Annotated in this window: 8 protein-coding genes, 1 tRNA gene, 1 rRNA gene and 3 pseudogenes; 8 read left to right on the forward strand and 5 right to left on the reverse strand. The window is 56.1% G+C overall.

What is annotated here, in order from left to right:
- Positions 1 to 59: 59 nt before the first annotated feature.
- Complete coding sequence (locus tag O8B93_RS06520; protein WP_269709034.1) at positions 60 to 980, forward strand: LysR family transcriptional regulator; 921 nt, start codon at positions 60 to 62, stop codon at positions 978 to 980.
- Between the two features lie 33 nt (positions 981 to 1,013).
- Here the strand turns inward: O8B93_RS06520 and O8B93_RS06525 are convergent.
- Positions 1,014 to 1,265 (reverse strand): annotated as a pseudogene (locus O8B93_RS06525) (recombinase family protein); the annotation flags it as partial.
- A gap of 322 nt (positions 1,266 to 1,587) precedes the next feature.
- A complete protein-coding gene (locus tag O8B93_RS06530) occupies positions 1,588 to 2,625 on the reverse strand; it encodes a LacI family DNA-binding transcriptional regulator (protein WP_309568495.1) in 1,038 nt (345 codons plus the stop codon).
- A 160-nt stretch (positions 2,626 to 2,785) separates the two neighbouring features.
- Here O8B93_RS06530 and O8B93_RS06535 point away from each other — a divergent pair, with 160 nt between their 5' ends.
- From O8B93_RS06535 to O8B93_RS06565, 7 genes and pseudogenes are all read left to right on the forward strand, one after another.
- Positions 2,786 to 4,333, forward strand: a complete 1,548-nt coding sequence (locus tag O8B93_RS06535) for a sugar ABC transporter ATP-binding protein (RefSeq protein WP_269709021.1) — start codon at positions 2,786 to 2,788, stop codon at positions 4,331 to 4,333.
- Entirely contained in the window at positions 4,333 to 5,340 is a 1,008-nt protein-coding gene (locus O8B93_RS06540; RefSeq protein WP_269709022.1) for an ABC transporter permease, read from the forward strand. Before O8B93_RS06535 ends, O8B93_RS06540 begins: the two co-directional genes overlap by 1 nt.
- A gap of 91 nt (positions 5,341 to 5,431) precedes the next feature.
- Positions 5,432 to 6,355: a sugar ABC transporter substrate-binding protein gene (locus O8B93_RS06545; RefSeq protein WP_269709024.1), complete on the forward strand. Its 924-nt coding sequence runs from the start codon at positions 5,432 to 5,434 to the stop codon at positions 6,353 to 6,355.
- Positions 6,356 to 6,442: 87 nt separating this feature from the next.
- Positions 6,443 to 7,447 (forward strand): Gfo/Idh/MocA family oxidoreductase, encoded by a 1,005-nt coding sequence (locus tag O8B93_RS06550; protein ID WP_269709025.1) that lies wholly within the window; start codon positions 6,443 to 6,445, stop codon positions 7,445 to 7,447.
- Positions 7,444 to 8,403 (forward strand): sugar phosphate isomerase/epimerase family protein, encoded by a 960-nt coding sequence (locus O8B93_RS06555; protein WP_269709026.1) that lies wholly within the window; start codon positions 7,444 to 7,446, stop codon positions 8,401 to 8,403. The genes O8B93_RS06550 and O8B93_RS06555 overlap by 4 nt, the downstream gene beginning before the upstream one ends.
- A gap of 108 nt (positions 8,404 to 8,511) precedes the next feature.
- A pseudogene (locus tag O8B93_RS27915) lies at positions 8,512 to 8,774 on the forward strand (PfkB family carbohydrate kinase); the annotation flags it as partial.
- 251 nt (positions 8,775 to 9,025) lie between these two features.
- The gene (locus O8B93_RS06565; protein WP_269709036.1) at positions 9,026 to 9,220 is read left to right on the forward strand and encodes a hypothetical protein; all 195 of its coding nucleotides are present in this window, start codon (positions 9,026 to 9,028) and stop codon (positions 9,218 to 9,220) included.
- Positions 9,221 to 9,330: 110 nt separating this feature from the next.
- Here O8B93_RS06565 and O8B93_RS06570 read toward each other — a convergent pair.
- From O8B93_RS06570 to rrf, 3 genes and pseudogenes are all read right to left on the reverse strand, one after another.
- A pseudogene (locus tag O8B93_RS06570) lies at positions 9,331 to 9,900 on the reverse strand (RHE_PE00001 family protein); the annotation flags it as partial.
- A gap of 546 nt (positions 9,901 to 10,446) precedes the next feature.
- A tRNA-Met gene (locus O8B93_RS06575) sits at positions 10,447 to 10,523 on the reverse strand.
- Positions 10,524 to 10,765: 242 nt separating this feature from the next.
- Positions 10,766 to 10,880: ribosomal RNA gene (gene rrf / locus O8B93_RS06580) — 5S ribosomal RNA — on the reverse strand.
- Between the last annotated feature and the right edge of the window lie 219 nt (positions 10,881 to 11,099).

An 11,099-nucleotide genomic window follows, 5' to 3' on the forward strand; every position in this document is an offset into this window, starting at 1 on the left:
ATTGCGTTCTTGTTTAGAAAAACTTAACAAAAGACAGAATCGGAGATACCGTCTTGGCCATGCCTCCCCTCCATGCCCTGCAAGCTTTTGAAGCCGTTGGAAGGTGCGGTACGATGAGGACCGCTGCAAAAGAGCTTGGCGTGACACCCAGCGCCATCAGCCAACAGGTCCGCAAGCTTGAGGATCATCTCGGCGTCACGCTTCTTGAGCGCGTGGGACGCCGTGTGGAGTTGACGTCATGGGGCGTCCTTCTTCACAGGGAGGTCGCCAAGGGTTTCAACCAGCTTAACCATTCCGTCGATGTGCTTGAGCGGGCACGGAGCCAAACCGGCATTGTGCTCACCGCTCTCAGTTCGGTCGTCAACAAATGGATCGGCCGCAAGATCTTCGATTGGCAGGCTCTCCATCCTGAAGCCAACGTTCGCATTATCGGCAAGGACGATGAGCCTAGCCTCACGGGTGGGCAGAGCGATTTCCGCATAACCTATGGTAAGCGCGCAGAGGTGCACGCTCATTTCGCTCCTCTCTACACGGACTGGGTCGTTCCCGCCTGCTCACCGCGCCTGCTTGGAGGTCGAACCTTATTGACCGCAGCTGAAGTGCTTAAGTTTCCTCTGCTCAATATCGAGTGGGAATCCCACTACAGCCGACCGCCTCAATGGAGCCAGTGGGCGCAACTCGTTGGCGCGACCGTGAATGAGAGGCTCTCAAGTCTGTTTTTTGCGCTGTCGAGCAATGCAATCGACGCCGCTGTCAACGGACACGGCTTCGTTCTGGCTCAGGTTTCGATGATTGGGGACGAGTTGGAGGCAGGCACACTCGTTGTGCCCTTCGATATCCGCCTTCCACTTCCCGAGAGTTATTATCTGGCGTGGGATCGCTCCGCATTTGAGAAACCCTATGGAAGAGAATTTCATATGTGGGTGATGGGGATAGCGAAAAAGCAATCCATCGCCTCTTCGCCAGAGGGTGGCGCATAATCGCGCCAGTAGAAGCAGGCCGCGGGAAATTCGGTCGAGCGCCTCGGCGCACAAAATGTCGAACAGCCTTGCCTGCGCATCATCCAGCAACCGGGCGATTCCCTCACTGCCGCGGCTGCTGGTGCGTGAGATGGCTTCATCGCGGTAGTACCCGACGATCTTCCACCCTTGACGCTCCGCGAACTGGCGGCAAAGGTTGAATTGATCCTCAATCGACTGCGGGTTCTGGAGATCGGAGGAGTATCGGGCATAGAGGGCAACGTTCGGCATTGGAATTCCTGGCATTTCAAAGGGGGAACGCCCTTTGCCAGCAACCAGGGACAGAAAGAAGTTGCACGTCCCATTATCCTGAGGAAAGCAGGAGGACTATACACTCCGGCATCACGCAAAATGCGCCGAAGTATTACCCCCTGCCTGATACCGCCAATCGACCATCAGTGGTGTGTGATCGAGGCTCTTGATAGGACACGAACCAGAAACCCGTCCGTCACATGCTTCAACCCTACTGACATCACAGATGCTTCAACCCTTAGGTTGCAGGGCGCGACGCGAATGCAGCGTACGGACGCCAGTCCGCAGCCATTGCCGGACAGTTGGAGCGGCTTCCTTAAATGTTTTCAGCGGTGTAAATGTCAAATGGAAGCAGATTTTGTGTCATTGGAAATGTTTCTGCTCTTTTGAGCACCGCATCGCCCATGGTCCGCACTAAAGTCTCTGTCAACTGACGTGCAGGATGTGAAAGTACAGCCTTTAACAACCCCTCCGCTAAGCCAGCACGTGTTTCGTTCGTCAGTTCATGAGCAACGACCACCAATCTCTGAGCTTTCGGGCTGCGGTCCTCCCGTAGGGCTCGCATGACCCCTGTCACACCGCCTCCTGCAACATAAAGACCGACCCAGCGATCCTGCGAAGCTAAAAGCCTCTTGGTGAATTGATAAGCAGACTCAGGCTCCTCCATCGTAGCCAATGTCTCAAGCATCTGAAACTTCGGTGCAGCTTCGCGAAAGTAGGACCTGAAGCCCATTTCACATAGTTCCTGAGCGAGATAGCGATGGCTGCCAACATAGACAGCGACCTCGCCCGGTTTGGAATTCAGGTGGGCAATAAACCAGGCTGCGGTTCGCCCTTTCTTGGCGCAATCGTTGCCCACGAACCCGGCCCGCTCGGGTGCCGACACGTCAGAGATCATCGTCACCACTGGGATGCCGTCCGCGGAGAGGTCCGCTATGGCGTGATTGACCTGAGGATGGTCGGATGTGATCATTCCGATGACGTCAGCCTCCCGGCTGAGTGCATGAATTGCTGCTGCCGCCTTGTCGGGGCTCAGATCGTCCATGAAGCGTACAATCGCCCGCCCGTGGGCATCTGGGAACGCCTCGACCGATCTTGTCAGAAGATCACCCCACATCTGGTAAAGTTTGCGGTGCTGCTGCTTGAGCAGAAAGCCGAATTTGATGACCGGCTTGTCCGCCTCGATACGCCGCTTGATCGCCGTCAGGCCATGAAAACCAATTCGTTCAGCAGCCTCCAGCACCAGGTCAGCTGTCTTCGGGCGGACCGGTTGTCGTCCGTTAAGGACTCTGTCGACGGTTGAAATCCCCACATTCGCTGCTTTAGCCAGGTCGGCAATTGTCGGTCGCGACAAAATACATTCTCCCATTTTGTGAAAGCCATTCTGAACGTTTTTGAGAGAAATTACCAGACCGAAATTGACAGATTTTGAAGAATTGGCCATTGATCGTGCATCGACAAGTCGCCTCGTGGCGCCGGGCTGGGAGAGCCTGAATTTCGGAGGAAATACTCATATGACACTGACGAACGGCACCGCCACCGCGGTGGCTGCCGCTGCAAGCGGCTATGTGCTCGAAATGCGGGAGATCACGAAGTCATTTCCTGGTGTGAAGGCACTCGACGGCATGAACCTGAAAGTGCGTCCAGGCAGCGTTCACGTCCTGGTCGGTGAAAACGGTGCCGGCAAATCGACGCTCATGAAGATCCTGAGTGGCATATACGCAATCGACGAAGGAGAGATTTTCTTTCAAGGCGAGAAACTCGACCATCAAAATGCAGCCGCAGCGCTGGATCGCGGCATCTCTATGATCCATCAGGAGCTCAGCCCTGTCTTCGATATGACGATCGCCGAGAACATCTTCCTTGGCCGTGAGCCTACAGTTGGAAAGAAGGGCGTTTTCTCCTCCTTCGTCAACTTCAACCGCATGAACGCCGACACGCAAAAACTTCTTGATCGGCTAGGCCTTAGATATTCGGCCGACATAAAGATGCGCGATCTCTCCATCGCCGCGATGCAGTTAGTCGAGATCGTCAAGGCCATTTCGCGGGAGGCATCGCTCGTCATCATGGACGAGCCAACATCAGCGATCAGCGACACCGAAGTCGCCATGCTGTTCCAGCAGATCGCCGACCTGAAGGCAAATGGCGTTGCGATCATATACATCACCCACAAGATGGACGAGATCTTCCAGATCGCCGACGACATCACCGTCATGCGCGACGGTCAGTTCATCGCCACGGGGTCATCCGGCGACTACACAGAAACAAAGCTGATTTCCCAGATGGTCGGCCGGACGATCTCGAGCATCTTCCCCAAGGAAGACGTGCCAATTGGCGATGTGGTCCTCTCGCTGAAAGATGTCAGTCGCGCGGGCGTCTTCGACACTGTCAGCTTCACGGTGCGCGCGGGCGAGATTGTCGGATTGGCCGGATTGATCGGCGCCGGTCGAACAGAGGTCGCCCGGGTGATTTTCGGTCTGGACCAAAGTGACGGCGGCACGATCCGCCTGAATGGTGCGCCGGTTAAGATCACCTCTCCCACGGATGCAATCCGGCAGGGGATCGCCATGGTGTCGGAAGATCGCAAGGCTGAAGGCCTCGTGCTTTGCCGATCGGTCGGCGAAAACATATCACTCGCCAATCTGAAGAAATTCGCCTCCGGGCTCTTCATCAGTGAAAGGCAGGAGGAAACAGCCGCCCAGCGTATGATCAAGATGCTGCAGATCAAAACGCCGGACACGGAGATGATTGTCGAAAATCTCAGTGGCGGCAACCAACAGAAGATCGTGCTGGCTAAATGGCTTCTGGGCGATCTCAAGCTCTTGATCCTGGACGAGCCGACGCGCGGCATTGATGTCGGATCCAAGTCCGAAATTCACAAATTGATGACTGAGTTTGCCCGTCAGGGCCTGGCGATCCTCATGATCTCGTCGGAGCTGCCCGAGGTTCTCGGGATGAGCGACCGCGTGGTTGTGATGAGCGAAGGCCGGGTTGCCGGCGAACTGACAAGAAGCGAGGCGTCGCAGGAAAGCGTCATGCGCCTTGCAACGGGAGGACACTGATGAGCATGGAAACCGCAACGAACAGCGATAAGCAAAGCACGAAGCCGTCGCCGCTGAGCCATTTGGATTTTGCGCAGATTTACCGCAAATACGGCACGGTGCTCATCTTTATAGGCATCTGTATCCTAGCATCGCTCCTTAGCCCGACGTTCCTCACCGAAGCCAACCTGACCAACGTGCTGCGGCAGGTCGTGGTCGTCAGCTTACTTGCTTGCGGCGTCACTTTCATCATCATCCTTGGCCATATTGACGTGTCACTGGGTTCAGTGCTCGCGCTCTGCGGCGTGATCGCAACAAGCGTTATGGCAATGACAGGCAGCGTGATCCTTGCCGTCTGCGCAGGGATCGCGGTCGGTATCTTCACCGGCTTGATCAATGGCTTTGTCATCACCTTCTTCCGGATTCCGTCTTTCATCATGACGCTAGCGATGACGACGGTCGCCCGCGGTGCGGTGCTTCTCTACACCGGCGGCTCACCAGTCACCGGCCTAGGCGGCTTCAAGGTCATCGGTCAGGGCTCGCTCGGTCCGGTTCCGATTTCCGTGCTCATCCTGGTGGCTTTTGTCATCCTTTCATGGGTCCTTCTCAACAAGACGAAGTTTGGCCGTTATGTTTATGCCGTCGGCGGCAACGAGCGCGCATCCAGAGCTTCTGGCATCAATCCCGATAGCATCGTCGTCAAGGCGTTTATTTTCAACGGGATCCTCTGCGCGGTTGCCGGGATCGTTTTGATGTCGCGCATCAATTCCGGCCAGCCGGCAGGCGGCGTCGGCTACGAATTCGACGCCATTACCGCTGTTGTCGTCGGTGGGACAAGCTTGATGGGTGGCACCGGCACAATCACCGGTACGATCATCGGCGCAATGATTATCGGTGTCATCAACAACATCCTCAATCTCCTCAATGTCAGCTCGTACTGGCAGCAGATCATTAAGGGACTGATCATTGCGATCGCCGTCATCCTCGATGTCTGGACAAAATCGGCCCGCAGCAAAAAGAAGGCCTGACCGTTCGGGCCGCACCACGATTGCGGCCAGGACCCACTGTGTGTGCGCTTCACGACGCAAAACGTAACCTAGTCTCAATTGGGAGGAACCTATGAAACTCATCGCTAAACTTGCTCTTGCCTGCGCTGTTTCCGTCTCAGCTCTGTCGGCAGGCGCTGCCTTCGCCGCTGACAAATTCGTCGTCGGCTATGCGAACATGGCCGATACCGACGTCTTCGTCATGGCACGCAAGAACGCCTTCGTCGAAGCCGCCAAGTCCGATGCGGATATCGAAGTCAACTTCTCTGATGCTAACAATGACGCCAGCAAGCAGCTCGACCAGATTGACAATTTCATCGCCCAGAAGGTCAACGCCATCGTTGTCGTTCCCGTCGATTATCAGGGCATTGTCCCTGGCGTGGAAAAGGCTAACGCGGCAGGCATTCCGGTCATCGCGCTCGGCATCCAATCAGCTGGCGGCAAATATACCTTCGTCGGTTCCAAGAACATCGACGCCGGTCGCCTCCAGGGCGAATTCATGAAGGCGAACCTGCCAAAGGATGCCAAGATCCTCTATCTTGAAGGCACACCGGGCCTGTCGCATACGCAAGAGCGCAAGAAAGGCTTCGAAGAAGCCCTGGATCGCTCTGACGTAACCACGCTTGCCAGCCTGTCGGCAAATTACGATCGTGCCGAAGGCATGAAGGTGACTGAAGACTGGATCCAGAGCTTCCCGAAGTTCGACGGTGTCATCGCTGCAAATGACCAGATGGCGCTGGGCGCTCTCGAGGCCCTCAAGGGTGCGGACCGCCTCAAGGGTATCTTTATCTCCGGCGTCGATGGTGTTCCGGATGCATTGACCGCCATTAAGGCCGGCGAAATGTCCCAGACGATCTTCCAGGACGCAGCTGGTCAGGCGAAGGCCGCCTTCGAGGTTGTTGAGGGGATCAAGAAGGGCGAACAGCCGCCGGCCGAGAAGCTGGTTCCCTTCGCTTCCATCACCAAGGACAACGTCGACCAGTTCATCAAGAAGTAATTCCTCCCGGGCGTGTCGGGGATCATTCCCCGGCATGCCGAACCTTTCAACTATCCATCAGCCATTTGACCGAACACGGGAAAAGACATGACTATTAGAATTGCAGTTATCGGCGCAGGCCTGATGGGGGCGGATCACGCGAAGATCGTTGCAGAGGAGATGCAGGGCGCCACGCTGCAACTTGTCTGCGACATGGACGAGAGCCGTGCCCGCGCAGTCGCCGACTTATATGGCGCGGCTGACGTCGGGAACGATCCGGAGGCTGCTATTCGCCGCGCCGACATCGATGCGGTGATCGTGGCGAGCCCGGATTTCACGCACGCTCCACTTTCGCTTGCCTGCATCGCCACTGGAAAAAAGGTTCTTTGCGAAAAGCCCCTGTCACAATCGTCGGAAGAATGCCTGAAGGTGATGAATGCCGAAATGGCTGCGGGTGCGCGCTTTGTGCAGCTCGGCTTCATGCGCCGATATGATCAATCCTACGCGGAAATGAAGCAGGCAATGAAAAGTGGGGCAATCGGCCGCCCTCTGATGATGCATAATTTCCATCGTAACGTCGAAACACCTGCGTCTGATTTCACGGGCGCGATGGCAATTACCAATTCGGCGCCCCACGAATTCGACGTGGTCCGTCATGTGCTAGCCACAGAATACGTCTCGATTTCGGCGTTTCAACCGAAACGTTCGGATGCTCTGGTCGCTCCTGTCCTTATGGTTCTGGAAACCGCCGATGGGCAGCTGGTGAATATCGAAATCAACAACAATGCGGCCTACGGCTACGACGTTCGCGCCGAACTCGTTGGTGAACAAGCCTCGATCGCGATGAACCCGGTTGCGTTCACGCGGATAGACCAGCGTCTGGGCCAACATACGAGTTATGACGCCGATTGGCGCGGCCGGTATTATGACGCCTACCGCCGTCAGAACCGCGCATTTCTGCGCTTCGTCGAAACCGGGACATTCCCGGAGATCGCGTCCAGCTGCTGGGACGGCTACTGCGCGGCAATCGTCGCCGAAGCGGGTGTCAGAGCTTTGAACGAAGGGCGGAAAGTTGCCGTCGAAATGATTAACAAGCCGGAGTTCTATGCATGAAACTGGGTTTCGTATCCGACAGCCTTGGCGGCGTACCAATCGATGAACTGCTGGACCATGCCAAGCGCATGGGCGTATCAGGGGTGGAAGTCAACACCTGCGGATGGTCTACCGCGCCGCACTTCAATCTTAAAGCCATGCTGGGTAACCGGGATGCGCAGAAGTCTTTTCTCAAGGGGTTTGCCGACCGTGGCCTCGAGGTCATCAGCCTCAATGCAAACGGCAACCCCTTGCATCCGACAGACCCGACGCAAGGGGAAGGACTGAAGGATACGATCCGGATTGCCGGCGAGATGGGAATCAAGACCGTTTGCACAATGTCGGGCCTGCCCGCCGGCAGCGCCAACGACACGATGCCGAACTGGGTTGTCTCGTCCTGGCCACCTGAGACGCAGGCAATTCTCCGATATCAATGGGAGGAAAAACTGCTCCCGTTCTGGGACGAGATCGTCACGCTCGCCAAGGAGAATGGTGTCGAGCGGATCGCTCTTGAGCTTCACGGCAATCAGTGCGTCTACAACGTGCCATCGCTGCTGAAGCTTCGTCAGGCCGTCGGACCGACCATCGGGGCCAACCTCGATCCCTCTCATCTGTTCTGGATGGGGGCGGATCCGCTGATTGCCGCCGAAGCTCTCGGTGACGCGATCTATCATGTCCACGCCAAGGATACATTCCTCAATGCGCCGAAGCAGGCGGTCACAAGCCTTCTGGAAAACGGAAGCCTGATGGATATCCCTGCGCGTAGCTGGTCCTATATCACCTTGGGCTTCGGTCATGGGGAAGAGTGGTGGCGTCAATTCTGCTATCGTCTGAAGATGGCCGGATATGACGGGTGGCTTTCGATCGAGCACGAGGATGTACTCTTGAATTCCCTGGAAGGGTTGGAGAAATCCGTTGCCCTCCTGCAGGGCGTGATGCCAAGCGCCGCAGCTGACTTTAAACCGCAGGCGATCTAAACAGCCACGGGCGATCGATCACTTCAAAGCAGGACGCATCCGCGGCAACGTCTGCCGCGGCGAGGATGGCTATGGCCAGTGCCTAACCCCTAACCACTTGAGACGCACATGAACAAAATACTTGATGTCATCACGATCGGGTGCTCATCAATCGATCTCTACGGCGCGCAAATCGGAGGTCGCCTTGAAGACATGGCTCCTTCAACAAGTATATTGGCGGCAGCCCCACCAATATCGCTTGCGGGGCTGCCCGTCTCGGCTTGAAGACCGCAGTGATCACCAAAGTCGGTAACGAGCATATGGGCCGGTTCATTCGCGAGCAGTTCAGGGCCGGGCTTTCCAATCGAGGTCTTCAACGTTCTCGGCGCCGGAGACGGGTTTTTCTCAGGGTTGCTTAAGGGCCGGCTCGATGGAGAGACTTTGGCCGAGGACCTTGGAATACGTCAATGCCTGTGGCGCATTTGCCGTCAGCGCAGCCGGCGCACGAGCGGCGACTGGTCGACGATGCGGGTGTTCGCCTTCGACCATCGCATGCAACTGGAGGACATGGACGGATATCGATCGCGCCAACACGGGGGTATATTCGCCGGACCTTCGCGATCACGCTCAGGATGCCCGGAACATGCTGTTCAAGATGCTCGCGGAGAGCCCCGGCGAAGGAACCTATTGGGCGCTGAAAGAGCTCGCCAATGATCATCCTGACGAAAAGTATCGGCTATGGATGGCGGAGTGTGCGCGTCAGAGAGCTGTTACGGATGACGATGAGCCTGTCTGGGCCGATGCTGACATCCACGCTTTCTCTGCAGCAACTATATAGCTGACACATCGCAAGATTCGGTGTAACCACGCGGCCGGGAGGTTGATTGCTCAAGTCAGCGCTTGAAGCGGAGGTGACGAGGCGCCGCTCAGTCGCATGCCAGTGTGAGCCCTTTCCTGTGCCCCCCAGTCGAGATCGTATATGAGAGGGTCTCGCTCGCCGGGATCGGTCGAAGCCCGGCCCGGCTTTCTAGCTTGTTCGATAGCCGCCTCAGACCGGGCCAACACCGCATCGATGGCTGCGTAATCGACGCCTGGGAGATTTTCCACGTCGTTGCCATCATCCCCACCCCTCCCCTCCCGAATATTCTATCGCGCCCGCACGCTGAGCGGCGCCGGCCGACGCCGCCGCGTAGACGCCGACCGGATTGATGTCCGACGTCTGTCGCAAAGACCGAATACCCTCGGCGGACAAAGCACAGTCTGGCGACTGACCACCAACACGTCGGCGAGTACGCAGCACGTCGCGGGTGGCGTCGTGGAGGAGCAGGTCTTCTAGATGGACGAGTTCGCCGTCGATCCAGAGTGAGGCGCAGGCATCGGAGAAATTTTGCCGCTCGATCCAACCAGTCCGACGGGCGAACGGCCGACGCGCTAGTCGAGACAAGTCAAAGCGAGCCCTGCGTCAAAAGCCGGCCGCATTAAGTCAGTCATGCTGATTTTCGCGAGATCGTAAGCCATTGATATTATAGCAAACCATTTGCGAAAGGAACTCTATATGAATATTTAGGTTCGCCACCTAAAATGATTGCCGGCCGGCATTCCAACCATCGAGAAACACAGATTATTCATTGTAGAAATAACTTATTAACATTTACATATAATCCAATAATAATAAAAATTAGGATACTTTATATTGAAAAATTAGTCGTGACGAGTTTTTATTTAATATAATTATTTGCTATGTCTCAAGATACCACTAAGCAATACTCGTATCTTAGCCATTTCCTCTCGTGAGGGCATCTGGGGTGGCACGCGACCAACTGCGCGTTATATAGGGCAGCATTCGGCGTTGGCGTTTTCGGCCTATCGAGAAGCGGCGTTGGCATACAGCGACGTTGTATGTACCTCGACCATATGGCGTGGCGGCGCCGGCGGCCTGCCCGCTTTTCACCTGCGGGTTTTGGAATTTGTGTTTTATGACGGGGATTTAGCCTGTTTGATCGTAGCTGTTTAGCGTACTGGATCGTGGCTTTGGGATAATGTGGGATAGTGTAGCGTAGAATTTGGTTGCGGGGGCAGGATTTGAACCTGCGGCCTTCAGGTTATGAGCCTGACGAGCTACCGGGCTGCTCCACCCCGCGTTACCAGCGTAAATCCCTATGGGATTTATCGCGATAGCATCACAGGGACGCTGTGATGCATACTGCTGGAGCAAATTGCCGAAGGCGATTTGTCTCCTGTAAGGGGCGCACATGATTTTGTACGCCATTTTTATTGGCTTTAAATCTTTGCCTTGAATGACAAAAGGCCGCATGTAGCGGCCCTTGGTGTCGGCTGGGCCGAAGTGTGTGAGTGAGAAGATAGCATGTGTTGCGTTTTGCAGACCTGGCAGCGACCTACTCTCCCGCGTCTTGAGACGAAGTACCATTGGCGCTGGGGCGTTTCACGGCCGTGTTCGGAAAGGGAACGGGTGCAGCCGCCCCGCGATAACCACCAGGTCGGCAAAACGCAACAACATACGTTGTTTTCGAGAAACTGGAGAGCCAAGGCTCTATTTAATTTAACACGTCTCACTTGACCCATCCGTATTCCACCTTTGCTCAACAGTGAGCGGGGCAGCCATACAGACCAGAGGTCGTCGCGCCTTTTGGCGCGGCCCGTCCGGAGCCCTTCGGGCGTCAGGACAGAACAATGATGTCATCAAGCTTTGCTTGATG

The organism is Martinezella rhizogenes (assembly GCF_027460065.1).
Taxonomy (GTDB): Bacteria; Pseudomonadota; Alphaproteobacteria; order Rhizobiales; family Rhizobiaceae; genus Agrobacterium; species Agrobacterium rhizogenes_C.

What these genes read in the sequence shown, in the direction of transcription:
- O8B93_RS06520 (WP_269709034.1), top strand. Translation starts at nt 60, where the DNA reads ATGCCTCCCCTCCATGCCCTGCAAGCTTTTGAAGCCGTTGGAAGGTGC.
- O8B93_RS06535 (WP_269709021.1), top strand. Translation starts at nt 2,786, where the DNA reads ATGACACTGACGAACGGCACCGCCACCGCGGTGGCTGCCGCTGCAAGC.
- O8B93_RS06540 (WP_269709022.1), top strand. Translation starts at nt 4,333, where the DNA reads ATGAGCATGGAAACCGCAACGAACAGCGATAAGCAAAGCACGAAGCCG.
- O8B93_RS06545 (WP_269709024.1), top strand. Translation starts at nt 5,432, where the DNA reads ATGAAACTCATCGCTAAACTTGCTCTTGCCTGCGCTGTTTCCGTCTCA.
- O8B93_RS06550 (WP_269709025.1), top strand. Translation starts at nt 6,443, where the DNA reads ATGACTATTAGAATTGCAGTTATCGGCGCAGGCCTGATGGGGGCGGAT.
- O8B93_RS06555 (WP_269709026.1), top strand. Translation starts at nt 7,444, where the DNA reads ATGAAACTGGGTTTCGTATCCGACAGCCTTGGCGGCGTACCAATCGAT.
- O8B93_RS06565 (WP_269709036.1), top strand. Translation starts at nt 9,026, where the DNA reads ATGCTGTTCAAGATGCTCGCGGAGAGCCCCGGCGAAGGAACCTATTGG.